The sequence below is a fragment of the Mycolicibacterium grossiae genome, from assembly GCF_008329645.1.
GTDB lineage: Bacteria > Actinomycetota > Actinomycetes > Mycobacteriales > Mycobacteriaceae > Mycobacterium > Mycobacterium grossiae.
Map to the genome: position 1 here is coordinate 100,614 of NZ_CP043474.1, position 21,781 is coordinate 122,394.

17 protein-coding genes are annotated in these 21,781 nt (G+C 70.6%); 6 read left to right on the top strand and 11 right to left on the bottom strand.

The annotated features are described in order from the left end of the window. Positions 1 to 9 precede the first annotated feature (9 nt). From FZ046_RS00515 to sfnG, 7 genes are all read right to left on the bottom strand, one after another. Positions 10 to 1,995: a VWA domain-containing protein gene (locus FZ046_RS00515; protein WP_070351133.1), complete on the bottom strand. Its 1,986-nt coding sequence runs from the start codon at positions 1,993 to 1,995 to the stop codon at positions 10 to 12. Beyond that, positions 1,988 to 3,370: a sigma 54-interacting transcriptional regulator gene (locus FZ046_RS00520; RefSeq protein ID WP_070351227.1), complete on the bottom strand. Its 1,383-nt coding sequence runs from the start codon at positions 3,368 to 3,370 to the stop codon at positions 1,988 to 1,990. Before FZ046_RS00520 ends, FZ046_RS00515 begins: the two co-directional genes overlap by 8 nt. A gap of 105 nt (positions 3,371 to 3,475) precedes the next feature. Next, a complete protein-coding gene (gene purH, locus FZ046_RS00525) occupies positions 3,476 to 5,071 on the bottom strand; it encodes a bifunctional phosphoribosylaminoimidazolecarboxamide formyltransferase/IMP cyclohydrolase (protein WP_070351132.1) in 1,596 nt (531 codons plus the stop codon). Between the two features lie 76 nt (positions 5,072 to 5,147). Continuing rightward, complete coding sequence (gene purN, locus FZ046_RS00530) at positions 5,148 to 5,777, bottom strand: phosphoribosylglycinamide formyltransferase (RefSeq protein WP_070351131.1); 630 nt, start codon at positions 5,775 to 5,777, stop codon at positions 5,148 to 5,150. A gap of 10 nt (positions 5,778 to 5,787) precedes the next feature. Then, positions 5,788 to 7,290, bottom strand: a complete 1,503-nt coding sequence (locus tag FZ046_RS00535; protein ID WP_070351130.1) for a cell division protein PerM — start codon at positions 7,288 to 7,290, stop codon at positions 5,788 to 5,790. A 61-nt stretch (positions 7,291 to 7,351) separates the two neighbouring features. After that, positions 7,352 to 8,332, bottom strand: coding sequence for a DUF5336 domain-containing protein (locus FZ046_RS00540; RefSeq protein ID WP_070351129.1), 981 nt, complete (start codon positions 8,330 to 8,332; stop codon positions 7,352 to 7,354). A 136-nt stretch (positions 8,333 to 8,468) separates the two neighbouring features. After that, on the bottom strand, positions 8,469 to 9,599 hold the full coding sequence (sfnG, locus tag FZ046_RS00545) for a dimethylsulfone monooxygenase SfnG (protein ID WP_070351226.1): 1,131 nt from the start codon (positions 9,597 to 9,599) through the stop codon (positions 8,469 to 8,471). A 175-nt stretch (positions 9,600 to 9,774) separates the two neighbouring features. Here sfnG and FZ046_RS00550 point away from each other — a divergent pair, with 175 nt between their 5' ends. Further along, positions 9,775 to 10,623 carry an LLM class F420-dependent oxidoreductase gene (locus tag FZ046_RS00550; RefSeq protein ID WP_070351128.1) on the top strand — a complete coding sequence of 283 codons (849 nt, stop codon included), beginning with the start codon at positions 9,775 to 9,777 and terminating at the stop codon, positions 10,621 to 10,623. A gap of 88 nt (positions 10,624 to 10,711) precedes the next feature. Here FZ046_RS00550 and FZ046_RS00555 read toward each other — a convergent pair whose 3' ends face one another. Continuing rightward, on the bottom strand, positions 10,712 to 12,253 hold the full coding sequence (locus FZ046_RS00555; RefSeq protein ID WP_070351127.1) for an acetyl-CoA acetyltransferase: 1,542 nt from the start codon (positions 12,251 to 12,253) through the stop codon (positions 10,712 to 10,714). Between the two features lie 149 nt (positions 12,254 to 12,402). Between FZ046_RS00555 and FZ046_RS00560 the strand changes: the two genes are divergently transcribed. Together FZ046_RS00560 and FZ046_RS00565 are read left to right on the top strand one after the other, a co-directional pair. Further along, positions 12,403 to 13,533, top strand: coding sequence for an ATP-binding protein (locus tag FZ046_RS00560; RefSeq protein ID WP_070351225.1), 1,131 nt, complete (start codon positions 12,403 to 12,405; stop codon positions 13,531 to 13,533). Positions 13,534 to 13,591: 58 nt separating this feature from the next. Next, positions 13,592 to 14,728 (top strand): MarR family transcriptional regulator, encoded by a 1,137-nt coding sequence (locus tag FZ046_RS00565; RefSeq protein WP_070351126.1) that lies wholly within the window; start codon positions 13,592 to 13,594, stop codon positions 14,726 to 14,728. Positions 14,729 to 14,797: 69 nt separating this feature from the next. Here the strand turns inward: FZ046_RS00565 and sucD are convergent, their stop codons facing one another. Beyond that, positions 14,798 to 15,700 (bottom strand): succinate--CoA ligase subunit alpha, encoded by a 903-nt coding sequence (gene sucD, locus FZ046_RS00570; RefSeq protein ID WP_070351125.1) that lies wholly within the window; start codon positions 15,698 to 15,700, stop codon positions 14,798 to 14,800. A gap of 12 nt (positions 15,701 to 15,712) precedes the next feature. Next, complete coding sequence (gene sucC / locus FZ046_RS00575; RefSeq protein WP_070351124.1) at positions 15,713 to 16,876, bottom strand: ADP-forming succinate--CoA ligase subunit beta; 1,164 nt, start codon at positions 16,874 to 16,876, stop codon at positions 15,713 to 15,715. 276 nt (positions 16,877 to 17,152) lie between these two features. Here sucC and FZ046_RS00580 point away from each other — a divergent pair, with 276 nt between their 5' ends. Both FZ046_RS00580 and FZ046_RS00585 read left to right on the top strand, forming a co-directional pair. Then, the gene (locus FZ046_RS00580) at positions 17,153 to 18,217 is read left to right on the top strand and encodes a M23 family metallopeptidase (protein ID WP_070351123.1); all 1,065 of its coding nucleotides are present in this window, start codon (positions 17,153 to 17,155) and stop codon (positions 18,215 to 18,217) included. A gap of 4 nt (positions 18,218 to 18,221) precedes the next feature. Next, complete coding sequence (locus tag FZ046_RS00585) at positions 18,222 to 18,926, top strand: hypothetical protein (protein WP_070351122.1); 705 nt, start codon at positions 18,222 to 18,224, stop codon at positions 18,924 to 18,926. Here the strand turns inward: FZ046_RS00585 and pcrA are convergent, their stop codons facing one another. Then, on the bottom strand, positions 18,927 to 21,251 hold the full coding sequence (gene pcrA, locus FZ046_RS00590; RefSeq protein WP_070351121.1) for a DNA helicase PcrA: 2,325 nt from the start codon (positions 21,249 to 21,251) through the stop codon (positions 18,927 to 18,929). Between the two features lie 257 nt (positions 21,252 to 21,508). Between pcrA and FZ046_RS00595 the strand changes: the two genes are divergently transcribed. Then, entirely contained in the window at positions 21,509 to 21,772 is a 264-nt protein-coding gene (locus FZ046_RS00595) for a chorismate mutase (protein WP_070351120.1), read from the top strand. Positions 21,773 to 21,781: the final 9 nt, after the last annotated feature.

Below are 21,781 nucleotides of genomic sequence, written 5' to 3' on the forward strand. Positions count from 1 at the left end.
ATCGTGCCGTCACCGACGGCGTCGGGACCTCAGATAGTCGCTCACCACGGCCGCGCCCAGCCCGTCCAGTTCGGGCACCACGACGCGGCCCTGCACCCGGCGCGCCACCTGGTCGATGAACCGCGCCAGGCCCGGGTCGCTGCCGAGCCGGAAGATCGTCACCTGCGCACCCATCCGCGCCACCTCGTCGAACCCTCGTACGGTGTGCGCGATGGTCCGCGGATGCGGCGGGTAGTCGAAGAACACCCCGGCACCGTCGCCGTCACCCCAGTCCTCGAGGTGCGCCGTCGGTTCGCCGTCGGTGACCACCAGGACCGTCGGCTGCGCGTTCGGGTGGCGGCGCAGGTGGCGCGTGGCCAAAGCCAGCGCGTGGTGCAGGTTGGTGCCCTGCTCGTAGACGCCCTCGAGCCCGGTCAGCTCGGCCGCCGACACCGTCCGCGCGTAGCGGCCGAACGCGATGATCTGCAGCGCGTCGGAGCGGAAGCGCGTGCTCACCAAATGGTGCAGCGCCAGGGCCGTCCGCTTCATCGGCAGCCAGCGGTTCTCCATCACCATCGAGAATGACGTATCGACCAGCAGGGCCACCGCGGCCTGCGTCCGCGTCTCGGTCTCGGAGACCTCCACGTCGTCGACGGAGATGCGCAGCGGGCGCTCCGCGGTGCCGGTGCCGGCGCTGCGCAGGACCGCGTTGGTCAGCGTGCGGGTGACGTTCCACGGTTCGGTGTCGCCGAACTGCCACGGCCGCGTCGCACCGGTCAGCTCCCCCGCCGCGCCCGCGCGACGCGTCTCGCGTTCGCCGTGCCGTCCGGACAGCTGCTGGGCGACGTCGCGCAGTGCCGCCTGACCGAGCTGGCGCATGGCCTTCGGCGACAGCCGCCACTGCCCGTCCGAGCCGCGATCCAGGAAGCCCTGGTTCATCAGCGCCCGCTCCAGGTCGGCGAGCGTCCGCGCGTCGACCGCCGCGTCCTCACCGAGCTGACGCGCCAGCATGTCGAGGTCGACGTCGTCCATCTGAGCGCCGGCATAACTCTGCGACAGCTGATCGGCGAGCTGCTCGAGTTCGGCGATGTCCGCCATCGCCTGGGCGCCCTCGCCCATGCCCATCGGGTCGTCGCCGGAGAAGTTCTCGCTTCCCGACCAGTCCTCGCCCGGCCGAGCCGCCTGCAGGTGCGAGTCCAGCCGGTTGAGCGCGTTCATCAGCGACGGCGATCCGAAGGCCTGCTGCGCCAGCGCGTCGAGTTCGGCGCGCTGCTCCTCGGTGAGGCTGTTGCGGAAGCGCTGCGCGGCCGCGGCGCGCTTGGCCAGCGAATCCAGCAGTTCGTCGATGTTGCGCGGGTTCTCCGGGAAGTACTCGCCGTGCTTGGCCATGAACTCGTCGAAGTCCTGCTGCGAGTCTTGACCGGCGGCATGCTTGTCCAACAGCTCGTTGAGGTCGTCGAGCATGTCGTTGACCCGTTGCCGGTCCTCGTCGGTCGCGTTCTCCAGCGCCTGCTTCATGCCCGCGAAGCGCTGATCGAGCATCTCGCGACCCATGAGGTCCTTGATCTGCTCGTACTTCTGCCGCGCCTCGTCGCTGCGCCACTGGTACTCCGCGAGTTCCTGCACGGCCTTCGCCGGGGACGGCGAGAGCGACTCCATCTGCAGCTCGCCGAAGCGGGCATCGTCGTCGAGCGCGCGCGCCAGTTCCTTGCGCTCGGCGAGCACGGCCTCGTCGAGCAGCTTCTTGATGTCCTGCAGCGTGCCATCGAGGTTGTTGCGCTGCAACAACTTCCGGCGCTTGCTGTTGGCCTCGGCGGCCAGCCGGTCGGCACCGCGCATGTTCTGCATGCCGCGCCGCATCAACTCCTGCAGTGCCCGGCGCGGCGAGCTGCCCTCCATGACGTCCTGGCCGATCTGCTCGAGCGCCTCGCGCAGGTCCACCGGGGGCGCCAGCGGATCGGGTCCGCCGGTGTAGCGGGAGTAGCGGGAGGACCGCCCGTGCCCCTGGTTAGCCATAGACGGTTTCGCCCTCGCCCGAGACCTTGTCGATGCGCTTGGCGAGGTACAGCGCCTCCAGCGCGAGTTCCAGTGCCGCCGCGCGCTCGCCGTCGCTCTGCGCCTTCAGCCGCGTCGCGATCTCGTCGACGACGGGCAGGTCCGGCAGCGCCGCCAACACGTCCTTGGCCGAGACGCGCTCACCCGTGGTGACGGGCGCGCCCTCCTCGACGGCGGCGACCAGCGGGCCGACGTCCAGACCGCCGAGCAGCCGCTGCGCGGTGTCCGCGGTGGCCCGCCGCAGCAGGTGCTCGAGCACCGCCTGCTCGCGGCCCTCCTCACCGGACTCGAATTCGAGCTTGCCGCGCAGCACGTCGGTCACGGTGCCCAGGTCCACGACCCGCGACACCGGGTCCTGCTCGCCGAGGATGGTGGATCGGTGCCGGGCCGCCGCGGCGACCGTCTCGGCGGCGGCGATGGCGAAGCGCGCCGAGACACCCGACCGCTGATCGATCGACTGCGACTCGCGCAGGCCGCGGGCGAAGCGGCCGAGGATCTGCAGCAGGTAGTCGGGAACCTCCGCGGCGAGGTGCGCCTCCTGGCGGATCACGGCCACCTCGGCGTCGAGCTGCTGCGGGTAGTGCGTCCGGATCTCCGCGCCGAAGCGGTCCTTCAGCGGGGTGATGATGCGGCCGCGATTGGTGTAGTCCTCGGGGTTCGCACTGGCGACGACGAGCACGTCGAGCGGTAACCGCAGCGTGTAACCGCGGACCTGGATGTCGCGCTCCTCCATCACGTTGAGCATGGCGACCTGGATGCGCTCGGCGAGGTCGGGCAGCTCGTTGACCGCCACGATGCCGCGGTGCGCCCGCGGGATCAGGCCGTAGGCGATGGTCTCCGGGTCCCCGAGGCTGCGACCCTCGGCCACCTTGATCGGGTCGATGTCGCCGACGAGGTCGGCGACGCTGGTGTCGGGCGTGGCGAGCTTCTCGGTGTAGCGCTCGCTGCGGTGCTTCCACGCGATCGGCAGGTCGTCGCCCGAGGTGGCGACGCGCCGGATGGACTCCGGGGTGATCGGGCTGTAGGGGTGCTCGCCCAGCTCGGAGCCCTCGATGACGGGAGTCCACTCGTCGAGCAGACCGGTCAGGGCGCGCAGCAGACGCGTCTTGCCTTGCCCGCGCTCGCCGAGCAACACCATGTCGTGGCCGGCGATCAGCGCCCGCTCCAGCTGCGGCAGGACGGTGTCCTCGAAGCCGAAGATCCCCGGCCAGCTGTCGCGACCCTCCGCCAGCGCCGCGAGCAGGTTCTCCCTGATCTCGTCCTTGACGCTGCGTTCGCGGTGACCCGAGGAGCGCAGTTCGCCGACGGTACGGGGGAGATCGTTAGGTGACGTCACCACTCCACGCTACGACTGCTGCCGACATTCGGCACCGGTCCCCGGCCGGATTGCGCCGAGAGCGCATCCGGGCCGCCCCGGGAAGGTGGTCTCCGACGGGCCTGGTCAGTGTGCGAAGTGGCGGGCGCCGGTGAGGTAGAGCGTGACGCCGGCAGCGGCCGCGGCCTCGGTCACCAGATCGTCACGCATAGAGCCGCCGGGGTGGACGACGGCGCGCACGCCGGCATTGGTCAGCGTCTCCAGACCGTCCGGGAACGGGAAGAACGCGTCGGAGGCGGCGACCGCTCCGCGGACGCGGTCCCCGCCGCGCTCGACGGCCAACCGCGCCGCGTCGACGCGATTGACCTGCCCCATGCCGACGCCGACGGTGGCGCCGTCCTTGACCACGACGATGGCGTTCGACTTGACCGCGCGGCAGGCCCGCCACGCGAAGACGAGTTCGGCCAGCGTCTCGGGGTCGGCGGGGTCGCCGGTCGCCAACGTCCAGTTCGCCGGGTCGTCGCCCTCGGCGTCCAGTGCGTCGCGCTGCTGCACCAGCAGGCCGCCGCTGACCGCGCGGAACTCGGTGCCCCCGGGCTGCGGCTCGGCGGCCACCAGCACGCGGATGTTCTTCTTGCGCGTGAGGATCTCCACGGCGCCCTCGTCGTAGGCCGGCGCGATGATCACCTCGGTGAAGATGTCGGCGACGGTCTCGGCCATCTCGACGCTCACCGACGTGTTGGCCGCGATGACCCCGCCGAACGCGCTGAGCGGGTCGCACTCGTGCGCCTTGCGGTGCGCATCGGCGACCGACTCCGCCGACACCGCGATGCCGCACGGGTTGGCGTGCTTGATGATCGCGACGCACGTCTGGTCGTGGTCGAACGCGGCCCGCCACGCCGCGTCGGCGTCGGTGTAGTTGTTGTAGGACATCTCCTTGCCGTGCAGCTGCTCGGCCTGCGCCAGACCGGGCCACCCCGCGTCGTCGAGGTACAGCGCCGCCTGCTGGTGCGGGTTCTCGCCGTACCGCAGCACTGCGCTGCGCCGCCAGGTGCCGGCGTACCACTGCGGCAGCACGCCCGCGCCCTCCTCGGGCGCGAGCGTCTCGGCCATCCAGCCGGCGACCGCGACGTCGTACTCGGCGGTGTGCCGGAAGGCCAACGCCGCCAGGCGCTTCCGCTCGGCGAGCGTGAACCCGCCGGACCGCACCGCGGCCAGCACGCCGTCGTAGCCCAGCGGGTCCACGACCACGGCCACGCTGGGGTGGTTCTTCGCGGCGGCGCGCACCATCGACGGTCCACCGATGTCGATCTGCTCGACGCACTCGTCCACACCGGCGCCCGAGGCCACCGTCTCGCTGAACGGGTAGAGGTTGACGACCACCAATTCGAAGGCCTCGACGCCCAATTCGTCGAGCGCCGTCACGTGCTCGGGCTTGCGGGTGTCGGCCAGCAGCCCCGCGTGCACCCGCGGATGCAGCGTCTTCACCCGACCATCGAGCACCTCGGGGAAGCCCGTGACGTCTTCGACCGGCGTCACCGGAATGCCCTCGGCCGCAATGGTCTTCGCGGTCGACCCGGTCGAGACGATCGCGACGCCCGCGTCGTGCAGGCCGCGCGCCAGGGCGGCGAGCCCGGTCTTGTCGTACACGCTGATCAGCGCGCGCCGCACCGGGCGCCTGCCCGCATCCGCATCCGTCACCGTCGTCGTGCTCCCTGTCATTTACCTGCTCCTCGCGTCCGCGTCATCGTCTCTGCTCCTCGCGTCCGCGTCATAGTCTCTGCTCCTCGCGTCCGCGTCATCCCAGCGACGCCCTTCGCCCCGTCCACGTCACACCTCGCGTCGCCATCGCCGCGAGCACCTCCACCAACAAGCGCCGTTCGACGACCTTGATGCGCTCGTGCAGCGTCCCCTCGTCGTCGTCCTCGTGCACCGGCACCGCCTCCTGCGCCAGGATCGGCCCGGTGTCGACGCCGGCGTCGACCAGGTGCACGCTGCATCCCGTGACGCGCACGCCGTAGGCCAGCGCGTCGGGCACCGCGTGCGCACCGGGGAAGGCCGGGAGCAGCGCGGGATGGGTGTTGACGACGCGGCCGGCGAAGCGCGAGAGGAACTGCGGACCAAGGATCTTCATGAAGCCGGCCGAGACCACCAGATCGGGCTGGTGCTCGGCGGTGGCCGCCGTGATCGCGGTGTCCCACGCGTCGCGGTCGGCGTGGTCGCCGAGGCGCGTGGTGTAGCCGGGCACTCCGGCGTCGGACGCCACCTGCAGCGCGCGGCACGGGCGGTCGGTTCCGACGGCGACGACGCGCGCGGGGTAGTCGCCCACGGCGGCCCGAAGCAGCGATTCCAGCAGCGAGCCCGTCCCCGATGCGAGGACCACGAGTCGCGCGGGCGCACTCGGGGGGACGCGGAGCGGGGGCTGCACGCGAAGCAGCCTAATCGGCCGGTCGCCGGTCCTCTCCGCTGGTGCGCCTGGGCCAGCCCGTATCCCCGTCGTCGTCGACGACGAAGTGGGCCTCGGGGTCCTCGTCCGGGTCGAAGGCCATCGGTTCGCGCGGTGTGAAGGGCGGCGGAGGCGGTGGCGGCTCGAGGTAGTGGCCGACGTCGATCGGCTCGGGGTCGGGCTCCGGCTCTGGATCGGGCTGCGGCTCGGGTTCCGCTGGACGCCGGCGCGGAGGCGAAGCGAACACCGGCTGGGTCGCCGGCTCGTCGTCGAGGTCGGTCGCGAACGGGTCGCCGTCGGACGGGCCTGCGGCGGCCTGCAACGCCGGCGCGTCGAGGCCAGGCGCCGGCGCACGCTTGGGCGCGCGCAACCGGCTGACGCCGCCGGTCATGGCGACCGTCAACCCGCCGATGCCAAGGAACCACAGCAGGATCGCAGGCGCGAACGTCGTCTGGTCGACGCCCACGTCACCGAAGTTGCCGAGCCGGCCGCCACCGGCGTGGGCCAGCAGCGCGAGGACTGCGGCCGCCAGCACCGACGCGACGACGAGCTTCGCGGCGGCCGCGGCGAGCGGCAGAGGTCGCCGTGCGGACTGCTGGCCCACGGCGACCGCCGACGCCGCCGCGACGATGAGCAACGCCACCCAGATCGGCCCCAACGGGGGCGTCGGCAAAGCGGCCAGCACCGGTACGGCGGGAATGTCACCGCCAAGCACCGTGAACGCGCTGAACGTGGCCAGACCGACGTGCGCGCTGGAGCCGACGGCCACCGCGGCCGTGCCGATCAGCACGTTGGGGATGTAGAGCACCGACAGCAGCGTGAGGCTGAACTGCCCGAAGACCGAGTCGGTGATGCCGTACAGGTCGTGCATCGTGCTCCAGTGCACGACCATCGACCCGACCGCGACCACGCCGGACAGCCCGAGCAGCGTCAGCACGCCCGCGGCGGCGGCACGCCCGGCCTCGGGCAGCCAGCCAGGCACCCAGCGCAGCGCCGTCAACCGGCGTTCGGTGCGCAACCACACCCCGATCAGCGCTCCCGCGGCGTGAACGGCGAGGACGCCGCCGAAGGCGCGCAGCGCGCTGGGCGTCTGCAGTTCGGTGAGCACCGACGACGCGTCGTGGATGACCGCCAGCGCCAGCGCCGCGATCAGCAGCGGGCCGCCCAGCGCCGAGGCCACGACCCAGCGGATGACGAACCACGATGCCTGCGGCGCAATGGCCGCGGACGTGGTCCGCGCCGTTCCCCACACCATCGCGAGCATCGGCAGCAGCGGCATGACGCCCAGCTCGCGGCCGCCGATGGACACCGGCACCTGGTGCACGCCGAGCCACATGCTGGCGATGGCCCCGAACGTGCCGGTCATGTCGCTGTTGGCGATGACCAGCTGCAGCAGGACGACGGCCGCGATGACCACCAACGCCACCACCGACGGCCCGAACGCGACCCTCAGCAGGTCGCGGGCCTGGCGGGTGCCGACGGGGCGGTTGGTCACTGGACGGGTCACTCCTCGCGCGGCCGGGTGCACGCGCGATGCGGATGCGCGCCGCTAGAGACTACGACGACGAAGGACCGCCCTGGGACGACGCGCCCTGCTGTGTCTGCGGCTGGCTCGACTGCTGCGTCGGCGGTGCGTGCGTGGCCTGCGGACCCGTGTCGGCCGAGTCGCCCGGGGGCTGCGGCGGGCTGTACGCCGGGAAGCCGGTGGGCGGAGTCGGCGGGCCATTGTGCTGGCCGGGCTGTCCGGGCTGTCCCTGCTGACCGGGCTGGCCCTGCTGCCCGAGCTGGCCCTGCTGCCCGAGCTGGCCGCTCTGCGGCGCGGCGCCGAAGCCGCCGGTGTGCTGCTGGCCGTAGCCGTACTGCGGAGGGTAGCCACCGGGACGCTGCTGCTGGCCGGTGTGCTGCTGCTGGCCGGGAGCGCCGTAGTACTGCGGCGCGCCGTAGCCGCCGTAGGGCTGCTGCTGGTCGTAGCGCTGCTTGGGCTCCGGGGCGGTGATGATGCCGGAGTCCAGCAGCAGGTTGCTGATGGCGGCGGCGGCCTGCAGGAACGCCAGCACCGCGATGGTGATCAGCGCCCATCCGGCCGACGTGCCCGAGGCGGTGCCGACGAGCTGCAGCAGCAGCGCGAGGAAGCCGAACACCGAGAGCACGGCGACGATCGCGTGCCGCGGCTTCTGCCGGGGCAGCGCACCGACGCCGGCGATCAGCGCGCCGAGCAGCAGCGCCACCAGCGCCAGTCCACCGCCGGACGTGAACACGGCACCGCCGGTCAGCTTCTGCGTCGGGAGGTTGAACGCCTCCTGCGGCAGGCCGGGGAACTCCCCGATCGCGCTGGACAGGTTGATGGTGAAGATGGGGCCGAAGCTGACCAGGTACGCCGCGAGGCCGAAGACGGCGACCGCGATGCTCAAGTACAGCGGCAGCTTGCTCGATCCGGTCGCTGCCGGGTCGGCCGGCTTGGCGAATTGCTGCGTAGGCGCCGAGAACTGCGTCGTCGGCGCGGGCGGGTAACCGGGGTTACCGGGCGGGTAGCTCATGACCTCTCCTGTGCTCCTCGATTCGGCTACCCACGCTAGCGCACGACCCTGGCGGCTCCGCCGGCCTCGGTGGGTGGCCCACTCCCCTCGCGCCTCGGTGGGTGACCCACTTCCCTCCGCGCCGACGACCGCCGAGTCACGCCGGGACGAGCACCGGGCGGTCGTTCGAATCCTCCTCGGCTGCCTCGATGTCGCGCACCAGCGGCAGCACGCGCTGCCCGAAGTACTCGATCTCCTCCTGGAAGTGCAGGAAGCCGCCGAGGATCAGGTCGACGCCGCGCTTGCGGTAGGCCGCGATGCGCTCGGCGATCTGCTCGGGCGTGCCGATGAGCTGCGTGCGGAAGCCGTCGTTGTACTGCACCAGGTCCTCGAACGAGGAGTCCGCCCACATGCCCTTCTTGTCGGCGGTCGAGGCCCCGGCCTGCTGGACGGCGCCGCGGAAGCCTTCGACGGCCGGCCGGTTGGCCTTCGCGATGATCTCGCGCAGCGTCTCGCGGGCCTCCTTCTCGGTGTCGCGGGCGATGATGAAGCCGTTGAGCCCGACCTTCACCTCGCGGTCCACGCTGCGGGCGTGGTCGCGCACGTCGACCACCTGCTCGGTGATCCCGTCGAAGTCCTTGCCGTTGGAGAAGTACCAGTCGGCATACAGGCCGCCGTTGCGCCGCGCAGCGGTGGAGTTGCCGCCCTGGAAGATCTCCGGGTTGGGCCGCTCGGGCGAATTGGCGGGCTTGGGCTTCAGGGTGAAGTCGTGGATGCGGTAGAAGTCGCCGCGGAAGTCGACGTCGTCCTCGGTCCAGATCTTGCGGAGCACCTGCAGGAATTCGGCGCTGCGGCGGTAGCGCTCGTCGTGTTCGAGCCACGGCTCGCCGAGGTGGGTGAACTCGTCCTTGAACCAGCCCGAGACGACGTTCACCGCGAAGCGCCCGCCCGAGAGCTGGTCGGCGGTCGCACCGAGCTTGGCCAGCACTCCGGGCTGCCACAGCCCGGGGTGCACCGCGGCGATCACCTTGAGCCGCTCTGTCGCGAGCAGCAGCGCGAGGCTGAAGCTCGTCGACTCGTGCTGGTATTCGGCGCCGTAGCTGGCCTCGTAGCGCACCTGGCTCAGGGCGTACTCGAAGCCGTTGTTCTCGGCGGTCTGCGCGAGTTTGCGGTTGTAGTCGTAGTTCCAGTCGGTGCGCTGCTCGATGTCGCTCGTCACCAGGCCGCCGCTGACGTTGGGCACCCAGTAGGCGAAGGACACGTGGTCGGCGATGCGTTCGGTCGTCATGGTGGCCATCCCAGCAATCGCCACCAGGGCCGTCACGGGAAACGATCTGACGGATCGTAATGACGCGACCGGGTCGCACCCCGGGTGCCGAGGCGTTCAACTTCGCCGCAGCACGCCCGCGCTCACCTGCGCGGCACCTTGCGCTCGATGACTGAAACACGTTCTAATTCAGCGCATGGACTACGGGCTCGTTCTCTTCACCAGCGACCGCGGGATCGCACCGGCGTCGGCCGCCAAGCTCGCCGACGACCACGGCTTCACCACGTTCTACGTGCCCGAGCACACGCACATCCCGATCAAGCGGGAGGCCGCGCACCCGACCACCGGTGACGAGACGCTGCCCGACGACCGCTACATGCGGACGCTGGACCCCTGGGTGTCGCTGGGTGCGGCGTCGGCCGTGACGACCCGCGTGCGGCTGTCCACGGCCGTCGCCCTGCCCGTCGAGCACGACTGCATCACGCTGGCCAAGTCGATCGCCACGCTCGACCACCTCTCCGGCGGTCGGGTGTCCCTCGGCGTCGGCTTCGGCTGGAACACCGACGAGCTGGCCGATCACAACGTGCCGCCGGGCCGGCGCCGCACGATGCTGCGCGAGTACCTCGAGGCGATGCGGGCGCTGTGGACGCAGGAGGAGGCGGAGTACCACGGCGAGTTCGTGAACTTCGGCCCGTCCTGGGCGTGGCCGAAGCCGGTGCAGGCGCACGTGCCCGTCCTCGTCGGCGCCGCCGGCACGGAGAAGAACTTCAAGTGGATCGCGAAGTCCGCCGACGGGTGGATCACCACGCCGCGTGACTTCGACATCGACGCACCCGTGAAGCTGCTGCAGGACACCTGGTCGGACGCCGGGCGCGACGGCGCACCGCAGATCGTCGCGCTCGACTTCAAGCCCGATCCCGACAAGCTCGCCCGCTGGGCGGATCTCGGTGTCACCGAGGTGCTGTTCGGGCTGCCGGACAAGTCCGAGGCCGACGTCGCCGCCTACGTCGAGCGGCTCGCCGGCAAGCTCGCCGCGCTGGTCTGACGCCTTCTCGCCGAGCCTGCTGCGAGATCGCGTTTCGGCGGCGCGGCGCGATCTGGCAGCAGTCTCGGCACCGGGGGCGGGCGCCCCGCTAGGCGAGCGTCGCGCGGTTGATGCCGTCCTCGTGCGACGTGACGGCGATGGCCGCGCCGAGCGGGTCGCCGTCGGTCAGCAACGACACCAGCGCGGCGTCGGTGCCCAGCGCCATGAAGCGGGTGCCGTCGGCGTCGAGCCGGCCGATGATGACCCCCGTGGTCTCTGGCCAGTCGTAGCGCACTGAATACGTCTCGATCGTTCCCGTGCCCACGGCGTGCCGGGTGACGCCGACGGTGGGCAGCGCGGCGATGTCGGCCTGCAGCTCCCTGCTGCGGTCGGCGGTCCAGCCGGTGGGCGTGGTCGAGTACACGCCGACGGAGTACTTGCTCATGACGCCGCCGTTGGCGCCGACGAGGCCGTAGGCGCCGGGGGCGTCGCGCATCGCGGCGACGGTCTCGGCGATGCCGTGCAGCGAGTAGCTGTTCCCCGGGCCGCCGAAGTAGGGCAGGCCGCCGGTCAGGGTGAGGCCACGCGGATCGTCGGGGGCGAGACCGAACTCGTCGCACACCGCGAACACCGGGAACGGAAAGCAGCTGTACAGGTCGAAGGTCGCGACGTCGTCGATGCCGATGCCGGCTACGCGCAGCGCCTCGGCCACCGCCTGGCGCGCCGAGACACTGATGCTCAGATCGACGCGGTCGAGCAGGTCCTGCTCGGTCTGATCGGCGTGCCCGTGGAGGAACACCCACTTCTCCTCGGGCACCCCGAGCCGACGGGCGGCCGCGACCGATGCGACGAGCACCGCGGCGCCCTGGTTGACGGTGTCGCGCGCCACCAGCAGCCGCGGGTACGGGTCGCAGATCATGCGGTTGTCGTCGGTGACCGTGACGATCTCCTCGACCGAACGCTCCACCGGCGACGACGAATACGGGTTCTTCGCCGCGACCTTGGAGAACGGCGCGAACAGCTCCGCCATCCGGCGGCGGTACTCCGCGACGCCGAGGCCGAGACGCGCACGACGGGCGTTGTCCAGCAGCCCGTACTGCACCGGCGCGCCGGTCAGCCCGTGCGACGCGGTGTAGTCGCTCATGTACTGCTCGAAGCCGTAGCCGCGGTCCTCGAGCTGGCCGCCGACCGTCTCGCCGTGATCGGGCTTGTCACTCGCCTGGGCACGGCTGAAGGTCTTGAGCGTCGAGCCGTTCTCCGAGCCGAGGATCAGCGCGACGTCGACGTCGCCGCGGGCGATCTCGCCGGCGAACTCCGTCGTCACCTTCTGCGAGCCGTTCCCGCCGATGGGTTCCAGCACCGCCCGCGCCGGGTCGGCGCCGATGCGTCCCGCGACCGACCGCACGTAGTTGTCCGAGGCGCCGAGTGGCGGATCGGTGAAGGGCGTGCAGATCTCGAACTGGCGCAGACCGACCATGACCTCGACGGCTGCGGCGACGTCGGCGGCCGGTGCGCCGGTGTCGGACAGCGCGGCGCGCGCGGCCTCGGTCGCGAGGTCCACCGCGGACATCCCCCGGTAACCGGGGTCGTCGAGCCGCTCGGTGAACTGACCGACGCCGATGATGACGGGGGTGTGCGGGTCGACCTGCATGACGAGCCTCCTGACGTTGCTTCGTCAGGCTAATGGAACGTGTTCTCGTTTTCCCACCGGCATCCGATGTACGCCTGATCTGACGTACAACATCACTGGTGTACGTCAGACCGGTTGAGTATCTTGTGCTCATGTGGCCGCCCCGTCCGATGTCGCTGGTGGTGGGCGGCATCGTCCCGCCGGAGGACGTCGTGGGCCGGGTTCGCGAGGCCGAGGAGGTGCTCGCCTCGCTGACGGCCTCGGGCGCGGTGCTCGTCGGTGACCGCAGGCACGGCAAGACATCGCTGTCCCGGCTGGTACAGCGGATGGCCGCCGACCGCGGCGCCGTGGTCGTGGCCGTCAGCGCCGAACGCGCCACCTACGCCGACTTCGTCGCGGCGCTCACCACCGAGCTGGCCCGGCTCGATCCGTCGTGGGCCCAGGAGCTGGCCCGCATCCGGGTGTCGATCACCGCGGGCCCGGTGCGGCTCGAGCGCGACGTCCGCGCCGCCGCCGCGTTCGACGACCTCGTCGACCGGGCCGTTCGCCGCGCCAAGGACCGGCTGCTCGTCCTGTTCATCGACGAGGTCAGCGTGCTGGCCCGCAACCTCGAGCGCACGGACGCCGGCAGCGGCGACGCGTTCCTGCACGTGCTGCGCCGGTTGTGGCAGGAGAACCCGGGCCGGATCGCGACGGTGCTGTCCGGCTCGATCGGCTTCCACCACGTCTCCGGGGACGCGCCGAGCACCGTCAACGACATCGCGAAGATCGCCGTCGGGCCAATCCGCGCCGACCACGCGACCTATCTCGCCGAGTGCCTCCTGCTGGGCAGCGGCACCGCGACCACCGACCGGCCGGCGGTCGCCGCCGCGATCGCCGCGGCCGCCGAGAACGTTCCCTACTACATCCAGCACCTCGTCGCGTCGGCACGGAACTCCTGGCACGCCACGGGTGTGCCGCCGACGCCGGACATCGTCGACCGCCTCGTCGACGAGGCGGTCGACAGCCCCTACGACCCGTGGGACCTGCGGCACTACCGCGACCGGCTGCCGCACTACTACGGCGACGACGCGCCGGCCATCGCCAAGCTGCTCGACGTCTACGCCCACGCCGAGGGGCCGTTGGAGGTGGACGTCGCGCTGCAGCGGCTGCGCAGCGAGGGCAGTTCCATCACCGACCGCGACGCACTGGTCTCGGCTCTCGAGCGCCTCGAGCTGGACCACTACCTCGTCCGCACCGGCACCGCCGACCGGTTCGCCTCGGCGCTGGTGCGGCGGGCGTGGACGGCGATGCGGCGATGAGCGCTTGCGCGAAGAGCAGAGGGCACGTGAGCGCTTGCGCGAAGAGCAGAGGGCAGCGATGAGCGCCGTTCCCGCCTTCACTCCGAACGCCGCGGATCCCGCGGCGCTGGAGGACGCGACGGTCGGGCGGGCGCAGCTCCTCGACACACTGGTGGCGCGGATCCGGTCGGCGGCCCGCGACGGGTCGCGCCCGCACACGCTGCTGCTCGCGCCGCAGGGCAGCGGCAAGACCCACGCCCTGCACGTCGCGGTGCATCGGGCCCTCGCCGACCCCGACACCGCGGGCCGGGTGGTGCCGGCGCTCCTGCCCGAGGGCGTGCTGCCGGTGGGGTCCTACCTCGACCTGCTGACCGAGATCGCGCGGTGCGTCGGGCCGGACGTGCACGACACCGCGCGGGCGTTGCGCCGCGCACGCGACCCGATCGGCATCGAGGCCGCCGTCGGCGCCGCGGCAGCCGGGCGGATGCTGCTGCTGGCGGTCGAGAATCTCGACCGCGTCTTCGACCGCCTCGGCGAGACCGGACAGGGCAGCCTGCGCGCCTGGGTGGAGACGTCGACCGACGTGCTCGTCGTCGGTACGGCGCCCACGCTGTTCCCGGGCGTCTCGTCGCGGACCATGCCCTGGTACGGGTCGTTCATCGTCGACGCGCTGCCGCCGCTGGCTCTGGACGACTGCCTGACGTTGTTCGGCGCGGCGTGTGTGCGGCGCGGACGGCCCGACCTGACGTCGTTCGCCGCGTCCGTTCGCGGTCGCGGGCGGCTCGCGGTCGTGCACCGACTGATCGGCGGGGCGCCTCGGTCGTGGCTGACGCTGGCCGATGCCGCCGACCTCGACGCGCTGGACGCCGTCACGCCGGCGGTGGAAGTGGTGCTGGATCGGGTGGCGCCGCAGTATCAGCACCGCCTGTGGGAGCTGGCCGCCGGCGAACAGCGGCTGGTGGTCGAACTGGCCCGCAGCGCCGGTGCCCGTACGGTCGGCGACCTGGCCGATGCCGTGGGCGTGTCCAATCAGTCCGCGGCCACCGCACTCGGCCGGCTGGCCGACGCACACTGGGTGACGTCGTCGAAGGCGCCGGACGGCGACCGCCGCACCACCTGGTACGACCTCGCCGATCCACTGCTGCGGCTCGTCGTCCACTTTCGCGACGGCGACCGCGACGCCCTGCACCGCGCCGTCGCCGCGGCGTCGGAGTGAACCCGCATCGGCTGGAACGCCGAACCGGGGTCGGACCGCCGTCGGTCCGACCCCGGTTCTGCGGAGGTGCTACAGGCTCTCGAGGATCTCGCGGGCCAGCTTCGCCGTCTCCGACGGGGTCTTGCCGACCTTGACGCCGGCGGCCTCGAGGGCTTCCTTCTTGCCCTGCGCGGTACCTGCACCGGAGGTCACGATGGCGCCGGCGTGGCCCATGGTCTTGCCCTCCGGCGCGGTGAAGCCCGCGACGTAGCCGACGACGGGCTTGGACACGTTGGCCTTGATGTAGTCGCCGGCGCGCTCCTCGGCGTCGCCGCCGATCTCGCCGATCATGACGATGATCTTGGTGTCGGGGTCGTTCTCGAACGCCTCGATCGCGTCGATGTGCGTGGTGCCGATGACGGGGTCGCCGCCGATGCCGATGGCGGTCGAGAAGCCGAGGTCGCGCAGCTCGTACATCATCTGGTAGGTCAGCGTGCCGGACTTCGAGACCAGGCCGATCGGACCCTTGCCGGTGATGTTGTTCGGCGTGATGCCGACCAGCGACTCACCGGGGGTGATGATGCCGGGGCAGTTGGGGCCGATGATCCGGGTCTTCTTGCCCTTGTCCTCGTTGTACGCCCACGCGTAGGCGCTGTCCTGCACCGGGATTCCCTCGGTGATGACCACCAGCAGCGGGATCTCGGCGTCGATGGCCTCGATGATGGCGTCCTTCGAGAAGGCCGGCGGCACGAAGGCGATCGACACGTCCGCGCCGGTCTCCTTCATGGCCTCGGCCACGCTGCCGAACACCGGCAACTCGACGTCGTTGCCATCCTTGTCCTGGTGCGTGACCGTCGTGCCGGCCTTGCGGGCGTTGACGCCGCCGACGACCTTGGTGCCGGCCTTGAGCATCAGCTTCGTGTGCTTGGTGCCCTCGCCGCCGGTGATGCCCTGGACGATGACCTTGCTGTTGGCGTTCAGGAAAATCGACATTGTGCGTGCCCCTTACTTGTTCGCCAGCTCGGCGGCCTTGTCGGCACCGGAGTCCATGGTGTCGGCCTGGATGACCAGCGGGTGGTTGGCCTCGGCGAGGATGCGCCGGCCCTCCTCGACGTTGTTGCCGTCGAGACGCACGACCAGCGGCTTGTTGGCCTCGTCACCCAGCTTCTTCAGGGCGCCGACGATGCCGTTGGCGACCGCGTCGCAGGCGGTGATGCCGCCGAAGACGTTCACGAAGACGCTCTTGACCTGCTCGTCGTTCAGGATGACGTCCAAACCGTTGGCCATCACCTCGGCCGACGCGCCACCACCGATGTCGAGGAAGTTGGCCGGCTTCACGCCGCCGTGCTTCTCGCCGGCGTAGGCGACGACGTCGAGCGTGGACATCACCAGGCCCGCGCCGTTGCCGATGATGCCGACCTCGCCGTCGAGCTTGACGTAGTTGAGGTCGTTCTCCTTGGCCTTGAGTTCGAGCGGATCGGTCGCGTCGCGGTCCTCGAACTCGGCGTGACCCTCCTGGCGGAAGTCGGCGTTCGCGTCCAGGGTGACCTTGCCGTCGAGGGCGAGGATCTGGTCGTCGGGCGTGCGCACCAGCGGGTTGACCTCGACCAGCGTCGCGTCCTCCTTGGTGAACACCTCCCACAGCTTCTGGATCGTCACGGCCGCGGCATCGAGGACCTCGGCGGGCAGGTGGCCCTGCTCGGCGATCGAGCGCGCGAAGTCGAGGTCGACGCCCTTCACGGCGTCCACCGGCACCTTGGCCAGGCGCTCGGGCTTGGTGGCGGCCACCTCTTCGATCTCCATGCCGCCCTCGACCGAGCACATGGCCAGGTAGGTGCGGTTGGAGCGGTCGAGCAGGAAGGAGATGTAGTACTCCTCGGCGATGTCGCTGGCCTCGGCGACGAGCAGCTTCTTGACGATGTGGCCCTTGATGTCGAGGCCGAGGATGTTCTGTGCGTGGGTGAACGCGTCATCGGGGGTGGCGGCGTACTTCACGCCACCGGCCTTCCCGCGTCCACCGACCTTGACCTGCGCCTTCACCATGACGGGCTTGCCGATCTCCTCGGCGATCGCCTTGGCATCCTCGGCGGTGTCGGTCACCCGGCCGGGCGTGGTCGGAACGTTGTGCTTGGCGAACAGTTCCTTCGCCTGGTATTCGAAAAGATCCATTGCGCTGTCCCAGGAATCCTGTCTGTCTGCGTTGACGATCGTCGTTCGTGAGGTCGCCGATGTGGTGCTGGGTTCGAACCAGTGGAACTTTATCTACACGCGACGGAGGCCCTTGCACCGCCTGCCACTCATGTGGCACATCTCACCGGGGTGGGGAAAGTGATACGGATCACAATCCGTCGGGGAACAAGGCCTCGGGTTGCCACCAACATGGGATTTTGGTTAACGTGCCTGGGGTCTCGATAACGTTACGGTTACGGCGCTAAGGATTTTCGGTTGGCAGAGCACAGGTCGTCCCGATCCCGACAAGGGATGCAGACGAGCCACTTTGACGCCGACGTCACTGACATCATCCCCTTCAACGAGTTCGGCGATCTGTCCGACTGGGATGACGACCACGGCTTCAGCAACACCTCCGCTTTCGATCGCGAGGCTCGCGTGATCCGCGCGCCCGAACTCGACGATCTCCACGACACCGACGATCTGGTGCCGCTGCGCCTCGTCGTCCCCCAGCAGTTCCAGGCCACTGCAGACGGTGAGCGCCGCAATTCCCGCGCCTACCGTGAGAGCTACACCGACACCAGCGACGGCATGGCCGCGACCGACGTCATCGACATGTCGGGTCCGCGCCGCGGAGCGCACCGCAAACTCGACAGTGGTCACGTCAAGGGCCGCCTGGTGGCCGCGGCGATGGCCGCCGGTGCCACCGCCGCCGCCGCGTACTCGGTGGCCAACGCCTCCGAGACCCCCGCCGCGGAGACCATGCTGGCCGCGGGGCAGAACGCCTTCGTCGACGGCGCCCAGATCTCCGGCTCGACCGACGGCATGCAGATCGTCTCGGTGCAGCCGATTGCCAGTGCCTCGGTGCACAGCGAGGAGCTGGCCAACGGCGCCGCCTTCGCGCAGGAGCGCGCCGAGCGCGAGGCCCGGCTGGCACGGCCGATGTTCGTGATGCCGACCAAGGGCGTGTGGACGTCGGGCTTCGGCTACCGCTGGGGCGTGCTGCACGGCGGCATCGACATCGCCAACTCGATCGGCACCCCGATCCTCGCGGCCTCCGACGGCGTCGTCGTCGACGTGGGTCCGACCGCCGGCTACGGCGCATGGGTCAAGCTGCGGCACTCCGACGGCACCGTCACGCTGTACGGCCACATCAACACCTGGAACGTCAGCGTCGGCGAACGCGTCATGGCCGGCGACCAGATCGCCACCATGGGCAACCGCGGCAACTCGACCGGCCCGCACCTGCACTTCGAGGTCCTCGTCGGCGGGTCCAACCGGATCGACCCGGTGCCGTGGCTCGCACAACGTGGCCTATCCCCGGGTGGTTACGTAGGCTGATCGGGTGACTGACCGGACGACCTCGCAGGGACCGTCCTCAGACCGCACCCGCATCATCCGCCGGCAGCCGGACTCGCCGTCGCTGGAGTCGCTGGACTCCGCCCCGCAGACCGGCATCATCCGGCGCACCCCCACCGGACCCGTGCCGACCGTCGATCCGCCGACCACCTTCGTGCCGCGCTCATCGGACGACGCCCGCACGACGTTCGTGCCGCGCCTCACCGACGACGCACACACCACGGTGGTCCCCCGCGTCGGCGTCGACCAGCTGGACGACGGCGATCCCCGCACCACCTACGTCCCGCGTCCCACACCGTCGGCCATCGGACCGTCGGTCCCCGCCCACGCCGACCCCAAGGCCGCGTCGGCCACGGCCACCGTCGCGATCATCAGCGGCTGGGCCACCGCCGTCATCGCCACGTCGCTGATCACCAACTGGTGGAAGACCGACGAATTGTTCTGCATCGCCATCGGTTTCCTCACCACGGTGTCCGCAGCGGCCACCATCGGCGGGCTCATCGCACTGCTGCTGCGGCGACGGATCGGACGCCTGCTGCTGGGCGTCGGTGCCATCGTCGCGCTGATGATCTTCGCCGGGTTGTTCGTCGCGGGCGCCGCCCTGCCGGCGATCGTCTATTTCATTCCGGCGCTGCCGGTCGCGACGATCGGGTTGGCGCTGCTGCCCGCCACCGCGCGCTGGTGCCGCTGACTACAGCTTCTGCACCGGCGCGTGGTTGTGCATCAGCTTGACCCGGCCCGCGCTGCCGAAGTCGATCAGCGACATCGCCGACTCCCCGACCCCCGCCACCTCCTCGACGCGGCCCAGACCGTACTTGTCGTGCGTGACTCGGTCGCCGGGCTCCAGCACGATGAGCGGCCGGTTGCGGTTGGCGGCCGGACGGCTCGGTGACGGCCGACGGCTCTCCGGCGGGCCGAACCGACCGGCACCGCTGACCGGCGCGCTGAACGCCGATGCCGGCGCCTCGACGCGCCGCCAGTCGATGAGTTCCTGCGGAATCTCGCGCAGGAAGCGCGATTCCGGGTTCAGCATCGGCTGTCCCCAGGACGAGCGCACCTTCGCCCGGCTGAGGTAGAGCCGTTGCCGGGCGCGGGTGATGCCGACGTACGCCAGCCGGCGTTCCTCGGACAGCTCGGTGGGATCGCCCAGGGCCCGCATGTGCGGGAACATGCCGTCCTCCCAGCCGGTGACGAACACGACCGGGAACTCGAGGCCCTTGGCGGTGTGCAGGGTCATCATCGTCACCACCCCGGCGCCGTGCTCGGGGATGCCGTCGGCGTCGGCGACCAGCGACACCCGCTCGAGGAATTGCGCGAGGACACCGGTGTCGGGCACGTCCTCGTCGACCGGCTCGCCCTCCTCCTCGCGCAGCGCGGCGGCGTTGGCCATGTCGATGCTGAATTCGTGGGCGACGCTCACCAATTCGTTGAGGTTGTCCAGCCGGGCCAGGTCCTGCGGATCGTTGGACGCCTCGAGTTCGCGGCGGTAACCGGTGCGCTCCAGCACGTTCTCGACCAACTCGCCGAGTTCGCCGGCCAGCCCGCCGCGCAATTCGTCGAGCATCGCGACGAATCCGGCGATCGCCTTCTCGGAGCGGGTGTTCAGCATCGGCACGCGCCCCTCGGCCGCGGCCTGCAGGGCGTCGTTGAAGCTGGCGCCGGTATTCTCGGCGTACACCGCGACGCACGCCTCGGCGCGGTCGCCGATGCCGCGCCGCGGGGTGTTGAGGATGCGTCGCATGCTGACGGCGTCCCCGGGGTTGTCCAGCACGCGCAGGTAGGCGACGATGTCGCGAATCTCCTTGCGCTCGTAGAACCGAACGCCGCCGACCACCTTGTACGGGATGCCCGCGCGGATGAACACGTCCTCCAGCGCACGGGAGTTGTTGTTCGTGCGGTAGAACACCGCGACGTCGTTGTAGGAGAAGCCGTGCCGGTCGCTGAGCGCGTCGATCTCCTCGGCGACGAAGCGGGCCTCGTCGTGCTCGTTGTCGGCGACGTAGCCGACGATCAGCTCGCCCTCGCCCTGATCGGTCCACAACCGCTTCTCGCGCCGGCCGGCGTTGCGGGCGATCACCGCGTTGGCGGCCGAGAGGATGTTCTGCGTCGAGCGGTAGTTCTGTTCGAGCAGGATCGTCGTCGCGTTCGGGTAGTCCCGCTCGAAGTCCTCGATGTTGCGGATGGTGGCGCCGCGGAAGGCGTAGATCGACTGGTCGGCGTCACCCACCACGCACAACTCCGCGGGCGGCACCTCGCCGTCGGTGAGGTCGTGGCCCACCAGTTCGCGCACCAGCATGTACTGCGCGTGGTTGGTGTCCTGGTACTCGTCGACGAGGATGTGCCGGAAGCGCCGGCGGTAGTACTGCGCGATCTGCGGGAAGGCCTGCAGCACGGCGACGGTCTCGCCGATGAGGTCGTCGAAGTCCAGCGCGTTGGCCGCCCGCAGCCGCTTCTGGTACTCGGCATACACCTCGGCGACGATGCGGGTCAGTTCGTCGGTGCCGTCGGTGAGCGCCGCCGCCGCCCCGTCGGGGTCGATCAGCTCGTTCTTCAGGTTCGAGATCGCATTGGCGAGCAGGCGCGGCGAGTACTTCTTGGTGTCGAGGCCCATGTCCTTGGCGATCATCATGAGCAGCCGCCGCGAGTCGTCGGCGTCGTAGATCGAGAAGTTCGAATTCAGCCCCGGCAGCAGCGACGCCTGGTTGCGCAGGATCCGCACGCACGTCGAGTGGAACGTCGACACCCACATCGCCCGCGCCCGCGGACCGATCAGGCCCGCGACGCGCTCGCGCATCTCCGCGGCAGCCTTGTTGGTGAAGGTGATGGCCAGCACCTGGCCGACGCCGACGTCGCGCGCGGCGAGCAGGTAGGCGATGCGGCGGGTCAGCACGGCCGTCTTGCCCGACCCGGCGCCCGCGACGATCAGCAGTGGGGTGCCCTCGTGCAGGACGGCCTGGCGCTGCTGCGGGTTGAGGCCGTCGAGGAGGTGATCGGTGTCGGTGGCAAGCGAAGTCATGACTCATCGAATCTACCGCCGACCGGGGACACGCGGCGCATCCGCGCAGCGGCGGCCTTTGCGTCGACTCGACCGCGGGTGGCACACTGCGAACGTTCCGGATCAGCAGCGACGATCCGACGTCGGGTGCCGGTTCACGGTGCCCGCGGTCGAGTCGGCATCCGACCGAGCCCGCGGTCCGCGCCATCGACCGGGGCTCGCGCGCGGCCCGCGTCGGACGAGGCCGCAGTCCCCCGCGCATCACCGAGGAGTCATCCATGAGCATCGAAGCCGACGGGACGCCGAACATCGACGACCTGCGCCTCGAGATCGACCGGCTCGACGCCGAGATCATCGCCGCGGTCGCCCGGCGCACGGAGGTGTCGAAGTTGATCGGCAAGGCTCGCATGGCCTCCGGCGGCACCCGGCTGGTGCACAGCCGCGAGATGAAGGTGATCGAGCGCTACAGCACGCTCGGCCCGGAGGGCAAGGACCTCGCGATGCTGTTGCTGCGCCTGGGCCGCGGCCGCCTCGGCCACTAGGCAATCGAG